Origin of the sequence: Mesorhizobium sp. M1078, from assembly GCF_040318615.1 — a bacterium.
Taxonomy (GTDB): domain Bacteria; phylum Pseudomonadota; class Alphaproteobacteria; order Rhizobiales; family Rhizobiaceae; genus Mesorhizobium.
The window spans coordinates 322,401-345,843 of the sequence record NZ_JAMYMP010000001.1; the positions used below are offsets into that span (position 1 = coordinate 322,401).

A 23,443-nucleotide genomic window follows, 5' to 3' on the forward strand; every position below is an offset into this window, starting at 1 on the left:
TGTTTCGAAATTCCCCTTGTGATCTCTCAAAACAGCGTGGATAAAAGAATGCGACTAATTATTCGCGTTTGTCAACGTGCCGAATTTCGAATGTATTGTGGACAACACACCACGCCAATGTTGAGACCGGGACCTGTGTTGAAACCGGCAGGGAACGAAGGCATCAATCCGTGAAGCGCAGTCTCAGCCGCGAAACCAGGATGGCGCTCGAACCGCGCAAGCAGCCGCGGCAGGAACGGTCGAGCAAGGTGGTCGACAGGATACTCGACGCTGCGCTGATCCTGACGCGGGAGCAAGGAACCAAGACGCCGACGACGCTCGCCATTGCCCGGCGCGCGGGCCTGTCGGTCGGTTCGGTCTACCAGTACTTTCCCAACAAGGAAGCCATTCTCCTCGACCTCGCCCGGCGCTGGCTGTCGTCGTTTCCCGAGGTGATCGCCAGGCGCATCGAGGTCACCCCACCCACCAACCGCGACGAGTTTCGGCAGGAGGTGCGCAAGCTCTTCATCGATACCTCCAGAATATATCTCGAAAACGCCACCCTGATGCCGGTGATCGAGGCGATATCCGGCAATGCCGACCTCAGGCCGATCCAGGACGAATATGACGAGCAGATCATCGCGCTTTACGCCGCGTGGCTGCAGCATGTGAACCCGGCCCTTGAAGACAAGATCGCCAGCCGGCTCGGCGTGCTGATGATGGATGTCGGGCACGCCTGCCGGCTTGTGGGGTTGAAGCGGGATCGCAAGACATACGACCTCATCGAGGACGATGTGGAAAGAATGTGGCTCGCTTTGGTCACCCCCTATCTCAACCTTGACTGATTTCGCTATTTCGAGAGGAAATTCATGAAGACTGTCTATTCGCCGCTTCATGCCGGCCATGCCGGCCAGATGGAACTGGTCACGTCGGCAATCGTGCCGGGTTTCGAAAAGCCGTCGCGGGCCGAGTTCATCAAGGCGCGGGTCGAGAGCGAGAAGCTGGGGCCGATCATCGGACCGGTCGAGCACGATCTCACAGCCGCCAAGCGCATCCACAAGGCCGACTATATCGACTTCCTGCCGACCGTCTGGCCGGCGTGGAAGGCCGCCGGCTTCGAGGGCACGGCGATGCCCTTCACCTGGCCGACGCGCGGCCTGCGCGGCGACGTGCCACCCAAGCGCGTCGACGCCTTGCTCGGCTACTATTCCTTCGACGCCGGCGCCACCTTCGTCGAAGGCACATGGACCGCGATCAAATCGTCCTATGACGTGGCGCTGACGGCGGCGGCCTTGGTCAAGGGTGGCGAGCGGTCGGCCTTCGCGCTCTGCCGCCCGCCCGGCCATCACGCCGGTGCCGGGTTCATGGGCGGCTACTGCTACATCAACAATGCCGCGGTCGCCGCGCAGTGGTTCCTCGATCAGGGCGCAAAACGCGTCTCGATCCTCGACGTCGACTATCACCACGGCAATGGCACGCAGGAGATCTTCTATGAACGCGCCGACGTGCAGGTTCTCAACCTGCATGGCGATCCCATGGTGGAGTATCCGTTCTTCCTCGGCCATGCCGATGAACGCGGCGCCAGCGCCGGCGAAGGTTTCAACGTCAATTATCCCATGCCCTTCGGCACCAATTGGGACGCCTGGAACGCCTCGCTGGAGGACGCTTGCGCCAAGCTCGCCGCCTACGCCCCCGATATCGTCATCGTGTCGCTCGGCGTCGACACCTTCGAGAAGGACCCGATCAGCCAGTTCAAGCTGAAAAGCCCGGACTATCCGAAGATCGGCCGGCGCATCGCAAAGCTCGGCCTGCCGACGCTGTTCGTGATGGAAGGCGGCTATGCCGTCGAGGAGATCGGCATCAACGCCGTCGGCGTGCTGACCGGCTTCGAGGACAAGTAGGGGCAACGAGGGCGTCAGCAAGACGCCCTTCATTCGCGGCACGCTGGCGCGAGATGGAAGCCGCTAGTCGGCAATCCAACCCTGCCGCCGTTCAGAGTGCTTCAGTCGTTACCCGAACCTGCCGTTCGTCCGTGGCCTAGCAACGGCAGAGCCGGTCCTTGGAATTGGCCTGTCGCGCTGGAGCGTAATGCTTCTACGCAACAGGTTGATTGTTCTCGCGAAGCGTCTTGTTCACGCGATTCCTCCAGGGATAAATTCACTTTGCAAAAGCTGCTGGCAAAGTAGAACATATGCGGCTTTCCTGAACTCTTAGCCTCGAGGCAAGCGTGAATTCGACCAGCAAAGGTGATAAACTAGAAGACGCATTCCACCGCTACCTTGTCGACCAAAAAGATCGCGGGGAGCTAGTTTTTGGCGCGTATCCATCGCAAAACTGCAAAATTTATAAGAAGAAAGAATACTATTGTCGCGAACGCGAGGCATACGTTGAATTCGATGTCGTTTTGGAACTGTACCGAACTGGCAGCGATGTCCCACACCTATACGTCATATTCGAGTGCAAGAATCATGACGCCAGCGTCTCCGAAATATACGTCAACAATTTTTCATCGAAGATTGGCCGGATATTTCCGCATGCGTCGAAAGGGGTCATAGTAGTAACTTGGAGGCTGCAGTCTGGAGCAGAGATGGTCGCCAGAAATGGCGCGATGGGCATTGTAAAATTCGACGAGCATGGTTTGGAAATCGTTGCGGATCGCAAAAGTTCTTTTCTGGAACATGGCTTCGTGCGCGCCCAAATTTTCAGAAGCGATGATGTCGCTAAGTCTCTAAAGTTCTCCGGTTTCCATGACGGCAAATTTTTCGCACCTTAGACGAGTTGCTGACAGATCTGGATCCAGAGGCAGCCGCTCTCTCTCGATACGATCTCGAAGCCGGGGGTCGATCGGTGCCCTTCTTATCGATAGAGCAAATCAAAGTGGCCGCAGAGAAAGCGCTCAAATCAATCGATTACACGTCCGATGCAGTAGACTTACCCAAGCTTTGCCAAATGCTATCTATCGATTTACAGTTTTCTGATCGTGAAATGATCGACGTTGACGGGACCCCGATCTTGGGGTCGGCAAACTTCAGGCGAAAAATGATTATGATAAACTCACACTCGCTCCAGACACGAGAGCGCTTTACGGTTGCACACGAGATTGGCCATTTCGTTTTGGACCATGAACGATATCTACGCTCTGAGACCATTGTCGAGCGAGACCTTTTCACTACGAATGAGAATTCTAACAGATTTAATTATGAAAGATTAGAGTATCAGGCAAACGCATTCTCGGCTGAACTGATATTACCCGATGAAATTTTTCTACAAAAAACAGCACAGACTCGCCGACAATTAGATATAAAAGATCGAGGGCACGGGTATATATTTGTCGACGACCAGCCATGCAATTTTCTTGTCTACAATGAATTACTTTCGCGCCTATCAACGTACTTTGCGGTTTCGAAGCAGGCAATCGAAGTGAAATTTAAGAAGTCGAAAATGCTGACCGATCAAAGAAGAAGGAATGAAATTCCACCGATAGCCAGCCTCATTAACGTCCTGACGTCATTTCAAAAGCATTGAGTTGTATCAACAAAAAATATGAAGGCGTGTCGCGAGGCGACAGAATTTAGGACAGCTGCCGTAGCGTCGCCATCCTGAAACCTGCCTATCCGCTTCACCAATGTCGGTCATTCCTCCATTTATTGCTTCGCGAGCTACGCTGGTGCGCCGGTGCCTGCCGTGCCCATCGGCGCGGCTGCCTTTCGCGACCGGCCGATGCGGTAGACAATCACCGCCGCAATCACGCCTGCCGCCAGGATGGCCACCGCCAGCAACGGCCGGTACCAGAACCAGGCAATCGCAATCGTCACCGTGCCGACCAGGATCGCCAGGACGAAGGCGATGATGCCGGTGCCCATCCGCGCCATGCTGCCGAGGAAGGGTATGACGTCGAGGATCACCCCGATCGGGCTGAGGAACAGCGCAAAGCCTATGGTCAGCAACAGCAAGCCGCCGCCGCGCAGCAGCCAGGTGATCAGCGTGTTGGCGCTGACGGCGTCGGCGAACATCTTTTCGGCCGGGACGTTGCCGGTGTCGACCATCAGCAGCGCATCGCCGGCTTGCGTCTGGTAGGGCTCGAAGCGGCTGCCGGCCTGGCGCGCGATGATACTGATCACGCCCAGCGGCGCCAGTTCGTAGCCGATGCGATAGTCGCCCAAAGCGGGCGTCGTGTTGTCATTGCCGAGAAAAATCTTGCCATCGACGATGCTGAGCGGTTTCGTTCCGGTATAGGCAGCCTTTATCGCCGCCGACTGGTCGGCTGAGAGCGAATAGTCCTTGTCACCCTCGATACGGTCCAGCACTGGCGTATCGAGATCGAAGGCGACAAGCTTGCCCTCGGGAATCTGGAAGGTCCGGCCGTGGATTTCCATCGGCGGATTCTGGTGGCCGTCCGGCTTCTTGAAGTCCGACGAGTCGATCTGGCTGTCGTCCCACACCTTGGAATAGCTGTAGGTGGTCACCGTCTCTTCGCCACCGCCGAGCTTCTTGGTCGTCTCCGACTTGGACTCTTCCTTCCACTGATACATCTCGACACTGCGCGACAGCCGCAGCCCTTGCGTGGCGATGCCGAAATCCGGATCCGCCAGGCCGCTGTCCGCCGTCACCAGTCCGCTGACATGAACCAGCTTGCCGTCATTGGCGGTATCGACGCTGTCGGCGCCGACCGAAACCACCGCTCCAGAACCTTCGGCCAGCGAGCGCGCCGTCTGCACGGCGCGGCCTTCGTTCCAGAACAGCCCGATCACCATCAGCACGATCAGGATAAGGCCGAAGATGACCCCGCCGACCGCGCGCTTGATCCGCCCGAACCACGAGACGGATGTGACTTCCCGAAATGAATCGCTCATCGTTTCCCCCGAAACAAAGTTATCCCAAAATTACAACGCGGCCGGCGGCTGCGCGTTTAGCCCGTCAATCGGCGTGGATCTGCGCGCCGCAATCCCTTTCGCCGGCGCAGGCGTGCACCGCGCGCGTCGTGCCGCCATCGCCAACCCGCCACGGCGAGGCAGACAGCGGCGCCTGGCGATTGCCCCCGAGAAGATCGAGCGCCCGCATCGCCGTCTCTTCACCAGCCTCGTCACGCTTGACGATCTCGACGTCCTTGAGGCCGATCGCGGCAAGCTGCGGCATCACCACATCGGGGTCGCCCGCCACCACGATCAGCGACGGATCGAGCGACGCCAGGGCCAGCGCCTGTTTCTGAACCGCATCGAGCGTCAGCTTTGTGCGCGCCGCCATGCGGGTTTGCTGGTCCTCCAGCGTCGATCCGCTGCCGACCGCGCCAATCAGCGAGGAGAACAGACCAGCCGACGTCTCGGCCGATCCAGCCAGCGCCCGGCGATAGACAGTCACCGTGCGGTCGACTTCGTCCTGCGCCACCGGCAAGGTGGTCAGGCCGGCAAATCCTTTCAGGATTTCGGTAATCGCCGGCCCGGTGTTGGCGCGCTCGACGGTGGTTGCCACGACCAATCCCGAGCCGGCCTTCATCGGGCTCATCAGATAGCTCGACACGCCATAGGAGTAGCCCTTCTCCTCGCGGATCACCGAATTCAGCCGGCTGGAGAAATCGGCGCCAAGCAGGTTGGAGACCGCGGTCGATTCAGCGCGCTCGCTCTCGTCGGTGCCGGGCGCCGGCCGCGCCACGAACAGCGCCGACTGGCTGGCGCCGGGTTCGGGCACCAGCAGCACTTTCTGTCCCCCGTTGAAATGCGCCGCCGGCGACGGCTCGACGGCATAGCCGGCGGTGTCGCTTGTCCACGCGCCGAATGCTTTTTCAAGGCTGGCGGCGACGGTCACGACCGGCATCGGGCCGACGCTGTAGAAGGTCACCGCCTTCGGCGTGAACGCCGCCTTGAATGCGTCCCTCGCCTCGTCGAGCGAGATCGAGGCCAGCGCCTTTGCCGACCAGTCCACCGCTGCCTTGCCCGGCACCTGCGGGATCAGCGTCGCCTTTGCCATGCGGCCGGCAACGCCGGGCAGATCCGCCTCGCGGCCGTTTAGCCAGTCGACCGTCTGCGCCATCAGCACCGTCCATTCGGTCTTGTCGAAACGAGGCTTCAGCACCGCGTCGGCGAGCAGGCCAATACCCTGGTCGAGCTTTTCCGGCGGCACGCCAAGCGTCATCATCGTGGTCAGCGTTCCGGCCTGGTGGCCGACGCCGGCGCCGATGTCGCTGGCCGCCTTGGCGAAATCAGCCGAGCCGCGATCGGCGGCCCCGCGTGTCGCCATGCTTGCTGCAAGCTCCAGCAATCCCTCCTTGCCTTCCGGCACGCTGTTCCAGCCGCCGGCGGCACTGGCCGCGACATAGACCATCGGCGCTTCCGGCATTGTGTAGTGGACGAGTTTGATGCCATTCGAGAGCGTCGCCGTTTCCATGGCGGGCAGTGTTGCCGAAGGCGCTTGCCCGGCCGCATGCTTCGGAATGTCGATCGCCGCTCGCTCCGGCGCGGTGAACGGCTGCGGTGTGCCGGACGACCCGATCAGTGCATCGGGATAGCCGCCGCGCGGGCCGGGCTTCAGCATCAGCACGCTGGCATCTTCCGGTTTCAACAGCCGCTTCATCGTTGCCTCGACATCCGCCACGCTGGCGTCCTTCACCCGCGGGTCGTCGACCAGCGCGCTCTGCGCATCGCCGAGCACGTCGGCATTGTAGGAGACGACGCCGGCGCGATCCTTCAGTGCTTCGCTGCCGAGCCGCGCTGCCTGCAAGATGCCGGTGCGCGCACGCTCGACATCGACCGGATCGAGCGGGGTCTTCAGGAAATCCGCAAACGCCGTTTTCATCGCGCTTTCCAGCGCTTCCGGCGCCACACCTTCGGCGGCACCCGCCTCGAAGGTAAAGCGGCCACCGAGCAGACCGCCGGTCCAGCTCGCGCTGGCATAGGTGGCAATGCCCAACTGCGAAACCAGCCGGTTGCGCAAAAACCCATATTCGCCGTTGCCGAGCAGTTCGGCGGCAATGCTGAGCGCACCATTGTCGGGCGACTGCGCCACCGGGCCACTGAAGCCGACCACGACGATGGGGCTTGGCACACGATCCTCGAGCACCAGCTTGAGCCGGGCCTGCGTCGGTGCCGGCACGGCGGGCCGCGCCACATCGGCGCCGCGCGCCACGCGGCCGAACGTGTCGGCAATCAGCGCCTTGGTGTCGTCGATCTCCAAGTCGCCGACCAGCACCAGCACCGCATTGTTGGGCAGATAGTAGCTGTTGAAGAAACCCCTGACATCGTCGAGCGTCGCCGCATCGAGATCGGCGACCGAGCCGATGACCATGCGGCTATAGGGATGCGGCTTCGGGAACAGGCCGGACCAGAAAGCTTCCCAGCCGGATGCGCCGGCCTTGTCGAGCACGTTCTGGCGCATCTCGTTCTTGACCACCGAGCGCTGCAGATCGAGCTTGGCCTGAGTCACCGAGCGGCCGAGATTGGCCATGCGGTCGGCCTCCAGCGACAAGATCATCGGCAGTGACGACGACAGCCCGTCGACGTAATAAACCGTGCCGTCTTCGGTGGTCCAGGCATTGATCTCGTTGCCGAGCGCGGCGTGCGCGCCGAACACGTTCGGCCAGGCCGGCGTGCCGGAAAACATCAGATGTTCGAACAGATGCGCAAAGCCCGAGCGTCCCGCGGGTTCATTCATCGACCCGACGCGGTAGCGCAGGTTCATCACCACCTTCGGCACGCGATGGTCGGGCACCAGCACCACCTGCAGCCCGTTGTCGAGCGCATAGGTAACGGTCGGCTCAGCCTTGGCGGGCGCTGCCATGCCGGCAAGAGCCGCAAGCACCACCGTGAACGCCAGGAAAACCTGCTTCATCATGACCCCCGATGCTGATGGCCGCGAGCAAGCGCCGCCAAATCCGCCGTATGACCGAAGGGATGCCCACCCCTACCGGCTGCCGAGACCCTATCGGAATCGATCGGCCCTCGATACGGCAGTATCGCAACACCCTCTGGCTTTTTCGTGTCGGCGTTTCAGGCCTTTTGCGGCGGAAAAGGCCGCGAAAGCAGCCCCTGAGTCGCTTGAGTCCAATAATATTGATTTTGTCAAATCGCGTTTGATGTCGGATTCATCTGCGGGTAGATTAGACCCGAATCAGCCGGTCCTTGGGGGGCGCGGCGACCACCCAAAGTCTCAAGTTCCGGCCAATGACCGGCACCAGACGCGGACGGCTTCGCGTTCCCTGAATGGATTCGGCGATCAGCGCGACCGCCGCGCCGTGTGAGTGCTTCGTAAACGTGATGCGTCTTCAAGTTCGGCCGCTGCTAACCCCAGCGTCCGGGCTCAAGAAAAGACTCCGGCCATGACATACAACCAAAGCATCCAATGAGCAGTTCCGCCGCACTTCTCCAATCCGATACGTTAGGCTCGCGCCTCGAATCGCGCGGCGATCTCACCTCCTTTTTCATGCAGCTTGCCGCCGAGATCGGCGCCGACAGCTACATGCTCGTCGCCATCGTCCACGACCAGGACCGCAACGACGCCCGCATCGTCTCATCCAACTGGATCTTCGACGCCATTGAACTGATCGGCAAGCGGCTGATCGCCGGCCTTGCCCAGGGACCGCTGACCGTTGCACCTGGCATCCGCCCGAGGCCACTGGTCGCCGCCGCGGCGCCCGACGCCGGCGGACTGCTCACAGGCGAAGAGGCGCGCCTGCTCGACGTGCTTGGCCATGCCGAAGTCTATTCGCTGCGGCTCAATGTCGGCCGTCAGCGGCTGTTTGCGCTTTTCTCGGCGGCCGAGGCCGGCAGTATCGACCAGCCGGCGCTGATGAAGGCTCAGTTGAAGTGCTGTTACGCGCTGTCCGCCATCCCGCAATTGATCGCCGCCGCCGCCATGCAGGACCCGCTGTCCGACCGCGAGCGCGAATGCCTGTTCTGGGTGTCTGAAGGCAAAACCACCGATGAGGTCGCGGTGATCCTCGGGGTCTCGTCCAACACCGTCAACAGCTACATCACCCACGCCATCCAGAAATTCGCGGCCTCGAACCGCGCGATGGCCATCGCCACGGCGATCAGGAGCGGCATCATTTGAAACATGCTGACATCAAAGCGGCGGCCGAAGCCCTTTTCAACGAGCAGCGAAATCCGTTCGGCGCCTTCTCCATCAGTTCCGAGACGCACCATGCCGTTACCATCCCGGACGCGGTGCGCCGCTGCCGCTGGATCGCCGTCGACATCAACGCGTCGGCGTTTGGCCTCTATTTCGTCAGCCCCTCGCCGGAACGGGCGCGCCTGGTGCCGAGCTTCGATTCCGACTATCCAGCCACTGCGGTGACAACCAAGTTCATCGCCGGCGCCAATGGCGAGGAGATGGTGCGCCACAGCGGCGCCTCGACAGCGCCGCGCTGGTGGGCCGATGACGGCATCGCCGGCTCGGACGCCGTCTTCCAGAACCTCGCCTGGGCGGAGCGGACGGCGCCGCTGGCGCCGGGCACCAACGGCATTGCCTTTCCCGTCCATGCCGATCGCGGCCATTGCGGGCTGGTGGTGTTCCTCGGCTCGACGATCGCTCTGCCGGAGGACACGCTCTACGAAATCCACGCCCGCTGTTTTTCGCTGTTCGCCGCCGTCGCCCGCATTCGTCCGAACGATGCCGGCCGGATGCGGTCGATCTCCAAGCGTGAACTGGAGTGCCTGAAGCTGACCGCCAACGGCAACACCAGCGAAGAGATCGCCAGGCTGCTGAAGCTGTCGGTCCACACCGCCAACCAGTATCTCACCCAGTCGACGCAGAAGCTCAACGCGGTCAACCGCAACCAGGCGGTGGCCAAGGCGCTGCGCCTGGGTCTGATCGAGTGATCAAAGCCGCGTCCGGCGATTGGGATAAGACAAAAGATCAGCGATAGGCGAGCGGCTCGGTCCGGCGAATGCGCGCCTCTTCGATGACCGTCTCCAGCAAGGCGGTGTTGTGCTCGGGGTCTTCGCCGGGCTTCTCGAACGACACATAGTTGACCGCGACCGAAGACCTCTCCTCGCTCAGCGTCAGCTGGAAATAGACGGTGACGCCCGGCGGCCGAAGCTCGAGATCGAGCACGATGCGCGGGCTGCCGCTCCAGTCGACATGTGCCTCTCCGCCATGGCCGAGCCTGAGCGTGCCCGGCAGGAAGAACAGCTCCACCGCCGAATCCACCAGATCCGACAGGCAAGCGAAATGCTCGAGCCGGATGAAAGCGATGTAGTCGGCGACATCGATCAGCCGCAACTCGTCGACCACCTGCTCGATGGCCTTGGCGACGATGAGTTCGCGGGATTTTGCGTGCGGTTGGCGGTTCATGAAATTTGTCTCCGCTCAGCCTTTTTTGGAGTAGACGATCCGCACCAGTTCGGCGACGGCCTGGTAGAATTGCGACGGGATCACGCTATCAACCGAAACTTGCTTGTACATGGAGCGGGCGAGCGCCACGTCCTCGAAGATCGGGATGTTGTGCTCCTTGGCAATCTCGCGAATCTTGAGCGCCACAAGGTCCTGGCCCTTGGCCAGCACCATGGGTGCTGAATCCTCGTCGCGGACATATCTGAGCGCGATGGAAAAGTGCGTCGGATTGGCGATGATCAGCGTCGCGCGCGGCACCGCCGTCATCATCCGCTTGCGCGCCCGGTCACGCGCCAGCGAGCGCAGCCGCGACTTGATGATCGGGTCGCCCTCGGACTGTTTGAACTCGTCCTTGACCTCCTGCTTGGTCATCCGCAGATCCTGCTTCCAATGGAAGCGCGACCAGACGACGTCGACCGCCGCGATCAGCCCCATGACGAAGACGATCGCCACCAATATGTCGACGGTGATGCTTTTGATGACGAGGCCGAAAGCGACGGGGTTGGTGATCATGCCGGCCAGGAGCTGGCGGTAGTCCTGCGACAGCGTGAAGTAGAGCACGATACTGGCGAAGCCGAGCTTGCCCAGCGATTTCAGGAATTCTACCCAGCCCTGAATACCGAACATCCTGGTCCAGCCCTTAGCTATCGAGATGCGCGACAGTTGCGGCCGGATCCGCTCGCCGACGACTTGCGGCATGTTCTGCAGCACCGAGGCGCCGATGCCGGCCACCACCAGCAGCACCAGCAGGCTGACGACGGCGTTGCCTATTTCCATCATCACGGTCTTGTAGAGCGCGATGACGTCGGTCTCGGTGTCCATCGGCCACGCCTCGGGCTTTTCCAGGAACATCGACAGGAACATGCCGAGATCAACGACCGCGTCCTTGGCGTAGAAGACGGTGAACACCAGTATGGCGATGAAGGACGCCAGAAGTGCGGCCTCTCGCGAATGGGGCAGCTTGCCCTGTTCGACGGTGTCGCGGATCTTCTTTTCGGTCGCGTCTTCGGTTTTGGAGTCTTTGTCCGCCGCTTCAGCCATTCAGCGCTCGGCGTTAAGCCGCTTCGCTCTGCTGCGATGAGGGCAGTTCGAAAGCCCCCTCGCGCGAAAGCCGGATTGTCGCCACCGCGATGTTCTTGCGCGCCGTCATGATGTCGGCAAGCTGAATGCCTTCCGAGCCCTGTCCGAGCTCGGACTCGATCATGCGCCGCGACCGTGCGCCGATCGCCGAGAGCGCCGATTCCGTCAATGCGGGTGGTGCACCGCGCAGCGCCAGCGTAATCAGTTCGGTCGACAGCCTGTCGAACAGAAGCACCCGCGCCTTCTGCGTCAAAAGCGGCAGATCGTCGAAGGCAAACAACCTGGAGCGGACACCGCCGAGGTCCGGCGTGCCGGCCTCTTCCAGATCCTGCATGACCTCTTCCAACTGAGGCTTGTCCATCTCGTTGAGCATACTGGCGACGCGCGCCTGTCCCGCCGAGATGTCCTTGGTCGCTGTCTGCGCCAGCACGCTGGCGCGCAGCTGGTTCTCGATGATCCTGGTCGCCGCGTCCGGAATGGTCGCCATCGTCACCATGCGCTTGATGATCTGGCTGCGCATCGGCTTTTCCATCGTCAGCAGAATGTTGGCGGCGGCCTGCGGCGCAAGCTTCGACAGCACCATGGCCGCGGTCTGGGGATGCTCGGCGGCAAGGAACGTGCCCAGACGCGTCGGCTCGAGCTTTTCCAGCTCCGGCCAGATCGGCGGTGGTCCTTCCGGCGCAACCTCGAAGCGCTTGTCGCCCATGATGGCGCTCATCTCTTCGGGCGACAGCGATTCATTGAGGATCGTGTCCATCCGGTCGGCGGAATCGAGCAGGCCCGCACCTTCGGTGAACTCGGCCTCGAATTCGGCAACGATGCGTTCGAGGTCGCTTTGCGGAATGGTGCGCAGCAGCCGCGCCCCTTCGATCAGTGCCTTCAGTTCTTCTTGCTTGAAGAATTTCAGCAGCCGGCTGGCCGAAGGCTTGCCCATCGCCACCAGGATGGCGGCGGCCTTTTGCGGGCGCGTGAGCGTCACCGGCGTCGTCATGGCATAAGCTCCGATCGCTGCTGAGACCGCATGTCGTCTAATCCTCAGGCGCTCTTGGCGGCAGCGATGATTTCGGTCAACCTGATGCCAAAGCGCGACGGATCGCTTTCCAGCACGGTGATTTCGCCGCGCGCGATCTTGCGGCCGTTGACCACGACATCGACCGGTTCGCCGATGCGCCGGTTGAGCGCCACCGTCGAGCCCTTCTGCAGCGCCATCAGGTCCGACACCGACATTTCCGTGCTGCCGAGGATGATCTGCACATCGACGGGGATGCTCATGATGATGTTCGAATTGGCGCCGGACGTGGCAGCCCGCAAGGCGGCGTCGGGGCGCTTTTCCTCCTCCTGGAGGACACCGCGCAATTCCTCGATGGCGCGGTCGAGCTGTTCGTCCGGCTGGTCGATATTGGCTTCCACCTTGGTCTTGGCCATCACTCGTCTCCAGATGCTTGGGCTTGCCCGGCGTCAGCCCGGCATGAGCCCATCGATAAAATCCTGACCGGCATCGTAAGGATGCCTGATCCGGACGGTGTAGTTCTGCCCGAGTTTACCGAACTCGCAGACAAACAGCGTCTTGTCGCGCGCGCTCAGCTTGGCTTGGGACTGCGCCGTCTCCTCGAGCTCGATGATCTGGCCCGGCTCGAAGCCGGCGAGGTCGCCGAGCGTCAGGCGGGCCAGCGGCATGGTCGCTTCGAGCGTCACCGTCGAGCGCATCACTTCTTCGGAAAAACGTGCCCGCCAGTCGGAGGTCGTGCCTTCGCTGTCGTGGACATCGGCGATACCGCGTGTGGCCAGCAGGATGCGCTGCGGGATCATCACCGTGACCGTTCCGCTGTCGGTCGGCGTCGAGATGCCGAAGACGATGCGCACCGCCGCGCCATCGCGCAGCACGCGGCGCTTGGCTTCGCTGCCCGAAAGCGCCCGCGGCACCGGCAGCCGCAGCTCGAGCGAGCGCCGGCCCGATCCGTTCAACGCCTGCGCAACTTCCTGAAAGACCGTGGTCGCGACATCGGTCTCGATCTGCGACAGAGCGCGCTCGATCGGCGAAACCGGCTGATCCGGATCGCCGCCGAACAGCGCGCACACCATCACGGCGATGGCCGGCGCATCAGCCACCAGCGTCATCGCATCCGAAGACGTCGGCGATGCTATGATGGCCATGGCAAAGGCATCGCCGGCATTCGTGCGGGCATCGGGAACACGGCTGATCTCGACCGTGCGCAGGTCGACGGTGACCGGTGCACCGAGCTCGCCGGCCAGGCTCTTCTGCAGCAGCGGCAGTGCGCGCTCCCCCATTGAGCGCCCGGTGCCGATGACGTGAGCGGCCTCACCGCTGTCACCGACCAGACGCTCGATGATCAGCGAGCGGGCTTGCGAGGGGCTGCCAGGACTTGTCATGACGGCGTGCGGTCCTGTCTGTCGTCATGCATGGCTCAAGCCGCTTTCTTCTCGGCGGAAGCTGTGTTCATCGTGCTTTGCTCGACGGCATCGATCGTCGGCCGCTCATAGGACGAGATGGTCTTGCGGCCGAACTCGATCGCCACCTGCGGCAGAGCGCCGTTCATGTAGGCAAGCAGCGTCTGCTTGACGATGATATAGAGGCGGTTCTTCTTCTCGCGCACCGTCTTGATCTTGGTGGCGACCGGCCCGACCACTGCATAGGACAGGAAGATGCCGAGGAAGGTTCCGACAAGGGCGGCGCCGATCAGGCCGCCGAGGATTTCGGGCGACTGGTCGAGCGCGCCCATCGCCTTGACCACGCCGAGCACGGCGGCGACGATGCCGAGCGCAGGCAGACCGTCGCCCACCGCCACCAGCGCATGGTAGGCCTTCATCTTGTCGGACTTGATGGTCTGGATTTCCTCGTCCATCAGCGCCTCGATCTCATGCGAGCGGGCATTGCCGATGATGATGATGCGGCAGTAGTCGCAGATGAAATTCGTCAGGTCGTGGTTCTTCAGCACGGTCGGGAACGCCTGGAAGATCGCCGACTCCTCCGGATTGTCGATGTGCGCCTCGACCTCGCTGCGCGACTTCGAGCGCAGTTCGCGCATCAGGCTGTGCAGCACGCCCAGCGTCTCCAGATAGTCGCGTTCTTTCGGTACCGCCTGCTTGAACGCTTCGAGGATACCCCTGCCGGTGTCCTTGACCGTCTTCATCGGGTTGGCGACGAGAAAGGTGCCAAGTGCGGCGCCACAGATGACCACCGCTTCCCAAGGCTGCATCAGCACATGCAGATGGCCGCCCATCGCCATGAAGCCGCCGAGAACACAGCCGAGCGTCACCACAAGTCCGATCAGAATGCCCACGCCAGATCCTTCCGCATCACGTCAGGCCTAACCGATAGCCCCCGTGCCTTGTGTGAGGCTTGAATCATGCAAGGTGAGGCGATTCAGCCTCGCGCAAGCAAGTCCGCATACTCTTGCTTTTGAAGCTGCGACCGGAGGCATGTCGTGTTGAGCACTTTTACCAGCTACCAGCTCATCGCCAGGGACATCCCCAAGGCGATCGACCGCATCGAGGCGGAGCCGATCACCAAGCGCGACACCGACTACTATCTCGCCAACATCGGCAGCGTGAAATCGATAGACGATTTCGTAAAGAACGACCGGCTGTTCAAATATGCCATGAAGGCCTTCGGTCTCGGCGACATGGCTTACGCCAAGGCCTTCATGGTCAAAGCCCTGAAGGAAGGGGTGTCGGATTCCGACAGCTTCGCCAACAAACTGAGCGACAAGCGTTATGCCGAGTTCGTGTCGGCCTTCAATTTCGCCGCCCTGGGCCCTAATGCCACGAGCTACAATTCGGCGCAGCAGGGCGTGACCAACAATTACGGCCTCCAGGTCTCGGTCGGCCCTTCGCAGAACGGCTTCACCTACTACAAGGGCGAAACCTCGTACTACCTGAGCAACATTTCCAACGTAAAATCGATCGACGACCTGATGGGCAACGATCGCCTGCTCACCTATGCGATGGCCGCGTTCGGCCTGGACGCCGACGCCGAGCCGGCTGCGACCGTGCGGGCCATGCTGGAAGGCGGCGTCACCGACCCGAACAGCCCCGCAAACACGTCGACAAACAAGGGCTATGCGGCTTTCGTCGCGGCTTTCGACTTTGCCCAATATGGCGACCAGGCTACGGCGGGCGACGCCGTCCAGCAGGCGGTCCCAAAAGCTGTGATCGGCGGAACCGGGCTGCTGCTCGTCAAGCCGACCGCGCAATACATCAAGGGCGAGGCCGACTACTACGCAGCCAACATCTCCAAGGTGAAGTCCATCGAAGACCTGCTGAAGGACAAGCGCCTGCTGACCTTCGCCATGGCTGCCTATGGGCTTGATGCATCGACCCAGACGACGAAGCAGATCCGCACCATGCTTACCGGCGGCGTTGCCGATCCGTTGAGCCCCGCCAATTTGTTGACCGACAAAAGCTACGCCAACTTCGTCACGGCCTTCAATTTCGCCCAGTATGGTGATCAGACGACCACCCGCGACGCCGTGCTGAAGACCACGCCGAAGCTCTACACGACCGAGTCCAGTCTTGGCCTCATCAAGCCGAATGCGGACGCCGTCCAGGCCGAGACCAGCTACTACCTCGCCAACATCACCAAGGTGAAATCGGTCGACGACCTGATGGCCGACAGCCGCCTTTACAACTATGCTCTGTCCGCAAGCGGGCTCGATCCGGCGACCACCAACAAGGATCTCGTCCGTGATGTCCTTGAGGGCGGTGTCCGCGATCCCGCCAGTGTCGCCAACAAGCTCTCCAACAAGGCCTATGCCAGGCTCGCCACCTCGTTGAATTTCGAGGCCTACGGCGAAGCGGCAACGACCCGCAGCCCGTCGCAGCAGCCGGTGGTCGACAAATACATGCGCCAGACCCTGGAAGAAGACGCCGGCAAGACCAATGAGGGCGTGCGGTTGGCGCTCTATTTCGAGCGCAAGGCCTCGACCATCACCAACTGGTACGACGTGCTGGCCGACACGGCCCTGGCCAGCGTGGTACGCACCGCCATCGGCCTGCCCGATTCCTTCGCTGCCGCAGATATCGACAAGCAGGCGCAGGCCTTCGAGGCAAAGCTCGACCTCACCGATTTCACCGACCCGGCCAAGCTCGAGAAATTCCTCACCCGCTTCACCAGCCTTTGGGAAATCAATCATCCGACCTCGACCGCCCAGACATCGATCGGTGTGCTGTTTGCGCAGCCGACCACCGTCGGCATCTCGACCGATCTGATGATGGCCATGCAGAAACTGAGATTCTGAGAACACCATGCAGGACAGCCTTTACGTCGCCCTTTCCTCGCAGATCGCGCTTGAGCGCCGTCTCGACACCATCGCCGATAATGTCGCCAACGCCTCGACCATCGGCTTTCGCGCCACCGGCGTGAAGTTCGAGGATGTCGTCTCCGGCACAGGCCCCAAATCGGTGTCCTTCGCCTCCTCCGGCAAGACCTATTTGTCCGGCGCGCATGGCGCGATGACGCAGACCGGCAACCCGTTCGACTTCGCCGTCCAGGGCGATGCCTGGTTCGGCATCGACACCCCGGCCGGCACCGTGATGACGCGCGATGGACGCTTTTCGATGAACGAGAACGGCGAGTTGATGTCGCTCGAAGGCCATCCGGTGCTCGACGCCGGCGGTGCGCCGATCCAGCTCGACCCGCGCGACGGCCCACCCAAGGCGGGCGCCGACGGCTCGCTGCGCCAGGGCGACAAGCTCGTCGGCGCCATCGGCCTGTTCAATTTCGATCCCGGCCCGAATTTCGTCCGGTACGGCAATTCTGGCATCGTGCTCGCGCGTGCGCCGGAGCCGGTCACCGACCGTTCCGATCTCGGCGTCGCGCAGGGCTATGTCGAGGAATCCAACGTCAATCCGGTGCTGGAGATGACGCGCCTGATCATGGTCCAGCGCGCCTTTGAGAACACGGCGGCGCTGATGCGCCAGACCGATGCCTCGACCGACGACGCCATCAAGACGCTCGGCTCCAAGTCGTAGCAGCATGTCGAGCAGCAAAACATCGATACGCGCGCTTGAACGGCAACCGGAGACAGCACCGGAAAACCGGCTGGCTGCGCTGGAGCGGATCTGGCGCCGCTTCGATGACACCGAGACGTTGCTGCGGCGCGGCGGCCGTGTTTCGGAGGTTTCGCCAACGCATTACAAGGTGCGCGGCCTGTCTGAAGTCGCCAGGCTTGGCGACCTCGTCGAACAGCGCGGCAATGCCGGCACGCGCCGCGGCGAGATCGTCAGGATCGGCCGCGACGAAGTCGTCATCGCCCCCTTCGAACGCAGCGCCGACGCCGGCATCGGCGACGCCGTGTTTCGCCGCTGCCCGCTGACGGTAACGCCGCATGCTTCGTGGCGCGGGCGCGCCATCGACGCGCTGACCCGCGTCATCGACGGCGGTCCGCCGCTGATCAGGATCGGCGAGGCTGCGAGCAGCGACGGCACAACGCCCGGCGCCATGGCGCGGCAGCGCGTCGGCACCGCCTTCACGACCGGGGTCAAGGTCATCGACATCTTCACGCCGCTCTGCCTCGGCCAGCGCCTCGGCGTCTTTGCCGGTTCCGGCGTCGGCAAGTCGACGCTGCTCGCCATGCTGGCCGGCGCCGACGCCTTCGACACCGTGGTCGTGGCGCTGATCGGCGAGCGCGGCCGCGAGGTACGCGAATTCCTCGAAGACACGATCGGCGCAGAGAGCATGGCCAAGACGGTCGCCGTCGTCGCCACCAGTGACGAGAGCGCCATGATGCGCCGGCGCGCGCCGGATACCGCCATGCGCGTTGCCGAACATTTTCGCGACCAGGGCCATCGCGTGCTGCTGGTGCTGGATTCGATTACCCGCTTTGCCCATGCGCTGCGCGAGGTGGCGACCGGCACCGGCGAGCCGCCGGTCGCCCGGGGCTATCCCGCTTCGGTTTTCACCGACCTGCCGAAGCTGCTCGAACGCGCCGGACCTGGCGCTGAAGGCCCCGGTATCAAAGGACAGGGATCGATCACTGCCATCATCTCGGTGCTGGTCGACGGCGATGACCACAACGACCCGGTTGCCGATTCGGTACGCGGCATCCTCGACGGCCATGTCGTGCTCGACCGCGCCATTGCCGAACAGGGCCGCTACCCCCCGGTCAATCCGCTGTCGTCGATCTCGCGCCTCGCCGACAAGGCATGGAGCCCCGAGCAACGCATGCTGGTGACCAGGCTGAAGTCGATGATCTCGCGCTTCGAGGACACGCGCGACATCCGCCTGCTCGGCGCCTATCAGGGCGGCGCCGATGCCGAGCTCGATATTGCCGTGCGCCAGGTGCCGCTGATCTACGAGGCGCTGACGCAGTCGCCCAGGGATCGCGCCTCGAGCGACGCATTCTCCGACCTCGCCCGTCATCTGAAAGGCAAGCAAAGTGTCGATGCAGGAGACTGAGCTTCAGTACACCGAGCGGCTTTTGCGCGAGATGATCGCAGAGGCCAGTGCCGCCGAGGAAGCCCGGGCCAACGAAGCGAGAGCTGTCAGGGCAAAGGCCGATCTCGACAAGGTCGCCAAGGCTGAGGCCATTCTGGCCAGGGCCGCCAGGCCATTCTTGCCCAGGGTAGCCAGCGTAGTCGAGTCCACTGTGCCTCGCTTGGCCGAGCCTACCTTGCCCAGCGTCGTCAAGCCTGCATTGCCAAGGACCCCTCGCCCCGGCCCCAAAGAAGCTATCGAGACCAGTCGCGACTCGCTTCTCGACGGGCTGTTCCCGGTCACCGAATGGCCGCAGCCGCCAAGGCCGCAATATCCCAGGCTCGACAAGAAATCCGACCGCCGCAGCGATATCGTCTTTGCCGCGCTCGGCATCACGCTCGGCCTGATCTGCGCGCTGTTTCCCTGGTATATCTTCTTCAATCAGGACCAGTTCGGCGTGCAGGCGATCAAGTTCGGCGGCAGCGGCACCAATGCAGGGCGGGTCAGCGGCGGTTCGCAGATGGAAAACAGCGGTCAGCCGCTGACGGCAAACGATGTTCCCGATGTCGACCTGTTCGCCACCGGCACGCTGCAGGACCCCGAGGACAAGACCCAGCCTCCCGGCGTCGACGAGCAGCCCTTCCCGGCGGATCCCAAATTTCGCATGGTTCATGTCGCCAATGGCCGCGCCATGATCGAGGACGATGCCGGCCTGTGGATTGTCCAGTGCGGCTCGAAGCTGCCCGACTCCAGCGTCGTCTCGTCGATCGAGCAACGCGGCGGCAAGTGGGTCATGGTCACCAGCACCGACCAGGTGATCGAACTCTCCAAATAGCGGCACACCGGCTTACGCCTGGCCCGCGCAAGGTCCGCGCAAGACTGGCAGCCTAGTCTTGTACGTACCAGCCTGGAGATCCCAATGGAGCCCATCAACCTTTTCGATCTCGCCGCCAAGCAGGCGCAATGGCTGTCGGTGCGCCAGTCCGCAATTGCCGGCAACATCGCCAACGTCAACACGCCCGGCTACACCGCCGGCGATGTCGAGCCGTTCGAGAAGGTGCTCGACCGCACGGCAGTGTCGCTGACCGCCACCCAGGCAGGCCACCTCGGCACTGCCGCCACTAATGCCGGCTTCACGGTCAAGCCAGAAGAGACGACCGGCGCCATCATGCCCTCGAAGAACACGGTGGTGGTCGAGAACGAACTGATGAAGGCCGGCGAGGTCCGCCGCTCCTTCGAGCTCAACACCGCGATCGTCAAGGCCTTCCATTCGATGATGATGATGGCGGTGAAGAGCTGACAATGGACGCCTTGACCTCAGCCCTCAAGATCGCCGCGTCCGGCCTCAGCGCCCAGTCTGACCGTTTGCGCGTCGTTTCGGAAAATCTCGCCAACGCGCAGTCGACCGGCAACACCCCGGGCGCTGACCCCTATCGCCGCAAGACCATCAGTTTCGTCTCGGAACTCGACCGTGCCTCGGGTGGCACGACAGTTGAGGTCAACTCCATCGACCGCGACCCCAGCGACTTTCCCGTCGAATTCCAGCCCGGCAACGAGGCCGCCGACGACAAGGGCTACGTCAAGATGCCCAATGTCAACGTGCTGGTCGAGATGGCCGACATGAGCGAGGCCAACCGCTCCTACGAAGCCAACCTTCAGGTCATCAAGCAGGCGCGTGATCTGATCTCCATGACCATCGACCTGATGAGGAACCAGTAATGATCAGCGGCATTGGCGGTATCGGATCGCTTCCCCTCAAGCCGGAGATCGGTGGCGCCGATACCACGACCGACCTGTTCCAGGGCACCAGGGCGCCGATGGCCGGCAGCGAAATCGGCGCCACCTTCGCCGAAGCGCTGAGCCAGGCTGCTTCAAAGACCGTCAACACCTTGCAGAACGCCGAGCAGGTCTCGATCCAGGCGCTCAAGGGCGACGCCGACACCCGCCAGGTCGTCGACGCCGTCATGAGCGCCCAGCAGGCCCTGCAGACCACGATCGCCATTCGCGACAAGGTCGTCTCCGCCTATCTCGAAATCAGCCGTATGGGCATCTGAGGAGAACTTGCCGTGAAAGCACTCGCCATCGCCGCGACCGGCATGAATGCCCAGCAGACAAATCTGGAAGTCATCGCCAACAACATCGCCAACATCAACACCACCGGTTACAAGCGCGCGCGCGCCGAATTCTCCGACCTGCTCTACCAGGTCGACCGCACACAGGGCGTGCCCAACCGCTCCAATTCATCGCTGGTGCCGGAAGGCGTGTCGATTGGCCTGGGCGTCAAGACGACGGCGGTGCGCAACGTCCATACCCAGGGCGAACTGACCTCGACCGGCAACAGTTTCGACATGGCGCTGACCGGCCGAGGCTGGTTCCAGATCGAGGGCGCCGACGGCGGCACACTCTACAGCCGCGCCGGCGCCTTCAACACCAACGCCACCGGCCAGCTGGTGACCGTCGACGGGGCCAATGTCATCCCGGCCATCACCGTGCCGACCGATGCCATCGAAGTCGTGGTCAACAAGACCGGCCAGGTCTTTGCCCGCATCGACGGCCAGACCGACCTCCAGCTGCTGGGCCAGCTGCAGCTCGCCAACTTCGCCAATGAAGCAGGCCTCGCGCCGCTCGGCGACAATCTGTTCCAGGAGACGCCGGCCTCCGGCCCGGCCAATGTCGGCGTGCCCGGCGATCCCGGCTTCGCCTGGGTCGAGCAGGGTTATCTCGAGGCCTCCAACGTCGATCCGGTCAAGGAAATCACCGAGCTGATCTCGGCGCAGCGCGCCTATGAGATGAACTCCAAGGTCATCCAGGCCGCCGACGACATGGCCTCCGTCGTGTCCAAGAACATCAGGTAAGATTTGATGGTCTCTCCGGCCTTCCGCTCCGCGCTTTGCCGCACCGCGCTGATCCTGGCGCTGGTGGCCGGTGTGCCGGCGTTTGCCCAGGAGAGCGCAGACCAGCAGACCAGCACCCAGGTCGCGAGCAGTCAGGCGACCGGCGAGATCGTTCTGATCCCCAACCGGGTTATCTATCCCGGCGAGATGATCGATACCGGCGCGCTGAAACCGGTGACGCTGCTCCCCGGAAAGCACAGGCCGGATGCGGTCGCCACGCAGGCCATGGAACTCCAGGGCAAGGTCGCCAAGCGCACGCTGCTGCCCGGCCGCTATATCCCGGTCGCCGCCATCCGCGACGCCTGGCTGGTCGAACAGGGCGCCGACGTGCAGGTCTATTTCATCGCCGGCGACCTCACCATTTCGGCCACGGCGGTGTCGCTGCAGCCGGGTGCCGCCGGCGATTTGATAAAGGTCCGCAACACAGACAGCGGCAAGATCTTTTCCGGCACGGTGATGGCTGACGGCACCATCCGGGTCAGCGCGTCATGAGACGCGGAGCTGCCCTTCTGCTCGCGGCCGTTGTCGGCCTGCAGCCGGCGCTGGCCGACGGTCTTACGCCGAACCAAAAGCGCGATCTTGCCGGCCAGAATGGCGGCGCCTTTGTCGATCCCGAATACGATCCGGCCACCACCAACCGCATGTTCAGGGTCTCCAACGGCCCAAGCTCTCTGCCACCCGGCCAGGTCGCATCGCGCATCAAGGACATTGCGCAGCTGCAGGCTTCGCGCGACAACCAGCTCGTCGGCTACGGCCTCGTCATCGGCCTCGCCGGATCGGGCGACAGCCTGCGCAATTCGCCCTTCACCGAACAGTCGATCCGCGCCATGCTCGAAAATCTCGGCATCGCCACCGAAGGTGGCAGCGCGCGGGCCAAGAACGTCGCCGCCGTCATCGTCACCGCCAACATGCCGCCTTACGTCCAGTCGGGCGCCCGCATCGACATCGACGTCTCCTCCATGGGCGACGCCACATCGCTTGCCGGCGGCACGCTGATAATGACGCCACTGAAGGCGGCCGATGGCGAGATCTATGCTGTCGGGCAAGGCTCGGTCATCGTTTCCGGCTTCACTGCCCAAGGCGATGCCGAAAAGCTGACGCAGGGCGTGCCGACGGCCGGCCGCGTGCCCAACGGCGCCATCGTCGAGCGCACCGTGCGCGCCGAATTCGAGGACCAGGCGCTGCTCACCTTGCAATTGCGCAACCCCGATTTCTCCACTGCCGTCCGCATCGCCGACGCCATCAACGGCTACACCTCGCAACGCTTCGGCATGCGCGTGGCGGCGGAGCGCGATGCACGCACCGTGCAGATCAGGCGGCCGAAGAATGTTTCGGCGGCGCGCTTCTACGCCGAGATCGAGAATTTGGTGGTCGAGACCGACACGCCGGCACGCGTCGTCATCGACGAACGCACCGGCACCATCGTCATCGGCAACGAGGTCAAGATCTCGCGGGTGGCGATCAGCCACGGCACGCTCACCGTGCGGATCACCGAACAGCCGAAGATCGTCCAGCCGGAACCGTTCTCTAAGGGCGTGACAGCGGAGGAACCGTTCACCACCATCGATGCCACGCGGCCTGACGCCCGCGTCAATGTGCTCGACGGACCGAACCTCGAAACGCTGGTGTCGGGCCTCAACCGTCTCGGCGTCAAGCCGGACGGCATCATTGCCATTTTGCAAGGCATCAAGTCGGCCGGCGCTTTGCAGGCCGATCTGGTTCTCCAATAGGC

22 protein-coding genes and 1 pseudogene are annotated in these 23,443 nt (G+C 62.7%); 15 read left to right on the plus strand and 8 right to left on the minus strand.

Annotated features, from left to right (window positions below):
- Positions 1-170: 170 nt before the first annotated feature.
- From NKH38_RS01640 to NKH38_RS01650, 3 genes and pseudogenes are all read left to right on the plus strand, one after another.
- Positions 171-824 (plus strand): TetR/AcrR family transcriptional regulator, encoded by a 654-nt coding sequence (locus NKH38_RS01640; RefSeq protein WP_023686329.1) that lies wholly within the window; start codon positions 171-173, stop codon positions 822-824.
- A gap of 24 nt (positions 825-848) precedes the next feature.
- A complete protein-coding gene (locus tag NKH38_RS01645) occupies positions 849-1,880 on the plus strand; it encodes a histone deacetylase family protein (RefSeq protein WP_023728364.1) in 1,032 nt (343 codons plus the stop codon).
- Between the two features lie 326 nt (positions 1,881-2,206).
- A pseudogene (locus NKH38_RS01650) lies at positions 2,207-3,504 on the plus strand (ImmA/IrrE family metallo-endopeptidase).
- Positions 3,505-3,638: 134 nt separating this feature from the next.
- Here NKH38_RS01650 and NKH38_RS01655 read toward each other — a convergent pair.
- Together NKH38_RS01655 and NKH38_RS01660 are read right to left on the minus strand one after the other, a co-directional pair.
- Complete coding sequence (locus NKH38_RS01655; RefSeq protein WP_352758640.1) at positions 3,639-4,832, minus strand: TMEM43 family protein; 1,194 nt, start codon at positions 4,830-4,832, stop codon at positions 3,639-3,641.
- 64 nt (positions 4,833-4,896) lie between these two features.
- The gene (locus NKH38_RS01660) at positions 4,897-7,803 is read right to left on the minus strand and encodes a M16 family metallopeptidase (protein WP_352758641.1); all 2,907 of its coding nucleotides are present in this window, start codon (positions 7,801-7,803) and stop codon (positions 4,897-4,899) included.
- A 507-nt stretch (positions 7,804-8,310) separates the two neighbouring features.
- On the opposite strand from NKH38_RS01660, the gene NKH38_RS01665 reads away from it, so the two are divergent.
- Both NKH38_RS01665 and NKH38_RS01670 read left to right on the plus strand, forming a co-directional pair.
- Complete coding sequence (locus NKH38_RS01665; protein ID WP_023671758.1) at positions 8,311-9,021, plus strand: helix-turn-helix transcriptional regulator; 711 nt, start codon at positions 8,311-8,313, stop codon at positions 9,019-9,021.
- Complete coding sequence (locus NKH38_RS01670) at positions 9,018-9,788, plus strand: helix-turn-helix transcriptional regulator (protein ID WP_352758644.1); 771 nt, start codon at positions 9,018-9,020, stop codon at positions 9,786-9,788. The genes NKH38_RS01665 and NKH38_RS01670 overlap by 4 nt, the downstream gene beginning before the upstream one ends.
- A gap of 37 nt (positions 9,789-9,825) precedes the next feature.
- Here the strand turns inward: NKH38_RS01670 and NKH38_RS01675 are convergent, their stop codons facing one another.
- From NKH38_RS01675 to motA, 6 genes are read right to left on the minus strand one after another with little or no spacing between them, the layout of a single operon-like run.
- On the minus strand, positions 9,826-10,263 hold the full coding sequence (locus NKH38_RS01675; protein ID WP_023671756.1) for a BspJ family T4SS effector nucleomodulin: 438 nt from the start codon (positions 10,261-10,263) through the stop codon (positions 9,826-9,828).
- A gap of 15 nt (positions 10,264-10,278) precedes the next feature.
- Entirely contained in the window at positions 10,279-11,343 is a 1,065-nt protein-coding gene (gene flhB, locus NKH38_RS01680) for a flagellar biosynthesis protein FlhB (RefSeq protein WP_352758647.1), read from the minus strand.
- Positions 11,344-11,356: 13 nt separating this feature from the next.
- A complete protein-coding gene (locus NKH38_RS01685) occupies positions 11,357-12,373 on the minus strand; it encodes a flagellar motor switch protein FliG (RefSeq protein WP_352758650.1) in 1,017 nt (338 codons plus the stop codon).
- Between the two features lie 44 nt (positions 12,374-12,417).
- Positions 12,418-12,807 (minus strand): flagellar motor switch protein FliN, encoded by a 390-nt coding sequence (fliN, locus tag NKH38_RS01690; RefSeq protein ID WP_023725153.1) that lies wholly within the window; start codon positions 12,805-12,807, stop codon positions 12,418-12,420.
- Between the two features lie 33 nt (positions 12,808-12,840).
- Positions 12,841-13,773, minus strand: a complete 933-nt coding sequence (locus tag NKH38_RS01695; protein ID WP_023703971.1) for a FliM/FliN family flagellar motor switch protein — start codon at positions 13,771-13,773, stop codon at positions 12,841-12,843.
- Positions 13,774-13,808: 35 nt separating this feature from the next.
- The gene (gene motA, locus NKH38_RS01700; protein WP_023671751.1) at positions 13,809-14,684 is read right to left on the minus strand and encodes a flagellar motor stator protein MotA; all 876 of its coding nucleotides are present in this window, start codon (positions 14,682-14,684) and stop codon (positions 13,809-13,811) included.
- Positions 14,685-14,828: 144 nt separating this feature from the next.
- Between motA and NKH38_RS01705 the strand changes: the two genes are divergently transcribed.
- From NKH38_RS01705 to NKH38_RS01750, 10 genes are all read left to right on the plus strand, one after another.
- On the plus strand, positions 14,829-16,640 hold the full coding sequence (locus NKH38_RS01705; RefSeq protein ID WP_352758654.1) for a DUF1217 domain-containing protein: 1,812 nt from the start codon (positions 14,829-14,831) through the stop codon (positions 16,638-16,640).
- A 7-nt stretch (positions 16,641-16,647) separates the two neighbouring features.
- On the plus strand, positions 16,648-17,373 hold the full coding sequence (gene flgF / locus NKH38_RS01710) for a flagellar basal-body rod protein FlgF (protein WP_352758657.1): 726 nt from the start codon (positions 16,648-16,650) through the stop codon (positions 17,371-17,373).
- Between the two features lie 4 nt (positions 17,374-17,377).
- Entirely contained in the window at positions 17,378-18,799 is a 1,422-nt protein-coding gene (gene fliI, locus NKH38_RS01715) for a flagellar protein export ATPase FliI (RefSeq protein ID WP_352758661.1), read from the plus strand.
- Positions 18,786-19,652 (plus strand): hypothetical protein, encoded by an 867-nt coding sequence (locus tag NKH38_RS01720; RefSeq protein WP_352758664.1) that lies wholly within the window; start codon positions 18,786-18,788, stop codon positions 19,650-19,652. The genes fliI and NKH38_RS01720 overlap by 14 nt, the downstream gene beginning before the upstream one ends.
- An 84-nt stretch (positions 19,653-19,736) precedes the next feature.
- On the plus strand, positions 19,737-20,117 hold the full coding sequence (gene flgB / locus NKH38_RS01725) for a flagellar basal body rod protein FlgB (RefSeq protein WP_352758666.1): 381 nt from the start codon (positions 19,737-19,739) through the stop codon (positions 20,115-20,117).
- Positions 20,118-20,119: 2 nt separating this feature from the next.
- Entirely contained in the window at positions 20,120-20,536 is a 417-nt protein-coding gene (gene flgC / locus NKH38_RS01730; RefSeq protein WP_023686341.1) for a flagellar basal body rod protein FlgC, read from the plus strand.
- Entirely contained in the window at positions 20,536-20,871 is a 336-nt protein-coding gene (gene fliE / locus NKH38_RS01735; protein WP_023701074.1) for a flagellar hook-basal body complex protein FliE, read from the plus strand. Before flgC ends, fliE begins: the two co-directional genes overlap by 1 nt.
- Before the next feature lie 12 nt (positions 20,872-20,883).
- The gene (gene flgG, locus NKH38_RS01740; RefSeq protein ID WP_352758670.1) at positions 20,884-21,672 is read left to right on the plus strand and encodes a flagellar basal-body rod protein FlgG; all 789 of its coding nucleotides are present in this window, start codon (positions 20,884-20,886) and stop codon (positions 21,670-21,672) included.
- A gap of 6 nt (positions 21,673-21,678) precedes the next feature.
- Complete coding sequence (gene flgA / locus NKH38_RS01745; RefSeq protein ID WP_352758672.1) at positions 21,679-22,203, plus strand: flagellar basal body P-ring formation chaperone FlgA; 525 nt, start codon at positions 21,679-21,681, stop codon at positions 22,201-22,203.
- On the plus strand, positions 22,200-23,441 hold the full coding sequence (locus NKH38_RS01750) for a flagellar basal body P-ring protein FlgI (RefSeq protein ID WP_352758675.1): 1,242 nt from the start codon (positions 22,200-22,202) through the stop codon (positions 23,439-23,441). The genes flgA and NKH38_RS01750 overlap by 4 nt, the downstream gene beginning before the upstream one ends.
- Positions 23,442-23,443 lie beyond the last annotated feature (2 nt).

Excerpts from the sequence above, each read along its gene's own strand:
- NKH38_RS01645 (WP_023728364.1), top strand. The coding sequence starts at position 849 with ATGAAGACTGTCTATTCGCCGCTTCATGCCGGCCATGCCGGCCAGATG.
- NKH38_RS01655 (WP_352758640.1), bottom strand. The coding sequence starts at position 4,832 with ATGAGCGATTCATTTCGGGAAGTCACATCCGTCTCGTGGTTCGGGCGG.
- NKH38_RS01660 (WP_352758641.1), bottom strand. The coding sequence starts at position 7,803 with ATGATGAAGCAGGTTTTCCTGGCGTTCACGGTGGTGCTTGCGGCTCTT.
- NKH38_RS01665 (WP_023671758.1), top strand. The coding sequence starts at position 8,311 with ATGAGCAGTTCCGCCGCACTTCTCCAATCCGATACGTTAGGCTCGCGC.
- NKH38_RS01675 (WP_023671756.1), bottom strand. The coding sequence starts at position 10,263 with ATGAACCGCCAACCGCACGCAAAATCCCGCGAACTCATCGTCGCCAAG.
- flhB (WP_352758647.1), bottom strand. The coding sequence starts at position 11,343 with ATGGCTGAAGCGGCGGACAAAGACTCCAAAACCGAAGACGCGACCGAA.
- NKH38_RS01685 (WP_352758650.1), bottom strand. The coding sequence starts at position 12,373 with ATGACGACGCCGGTGACGCTCACGCGCCCGCAAAAGGCCGCCGCCATC.
- fliN (WP_023725153.1), bottom strand. The coding sequence starts at position 12,807 with ATGGCCAAGACCAAGGTGGAAGCCAATATCGACCAGCCGGACGAACAG.
- NKH38_RS01695 (WP_023703971.1), bottom strand. The coding sequence starts at position 13,773 with ATGACAAGTCCTGGCAGCCCCTCGCAAGCCCGCTCGCTGATCATCGAG.
- flgF (WP_352758657.1), top strand. The coding sequence starts at position 16,648 with ATGCAGGACAGCCTTTACGTCGCCCTTTCCTCGCAGATCGCGCTTGAG.
- fliI (WP_352758661.1), top strand. The coding sequence starts at position 17,378 with ATGTCGAGCAGCAAAACATCGATACGCGCGCTTGAACGGCAACCGGAG.
- NKH38_RS01720 (WP_352758664.1), top strand. The coding sequence starts at position 18,786 with ATGCAGGAGACTGAGCTTCAGTACACCGAGCGGCTTTTGCGCGAGATG.
- flgB (WP_352758666.1), top strand. The coding sequence starts at position 19,737 with ATGGAGCCCATCAACCTTTTCGATCTCGCCGCCAAGCAGGCGCAATGG.
- flgC (WP_023686341.1), top strand. The coding sequence starts at position 20,120 with ATGGACGCCTTGACCTCAGCCCTCAAGATCGCCGCGTCCGGCCTCAGC.
- fliE (WP_023701074.1), top strand. The coding sequence starts at position 20,536 with ATGATCAGCGGCATTGGCGGTATCGGATCGCTTCCCCTCAAGCCGGAG.
- flgA (WP_352758672.1), top strand. The coding sequence starts at position 21,679 with ATGGTCTCTCCGGCCTTCCGCTCCGCGCTTTGCCGCACCGCGCTGATC.
- NKH38_RS01750 (WP_352758675.1), top strand. The coding sequence starts at position 22,200 with ATGAGACGCGGAGCTGCCCTTCTGCTCGCGGCCGTTGTCGGCCTGCAG.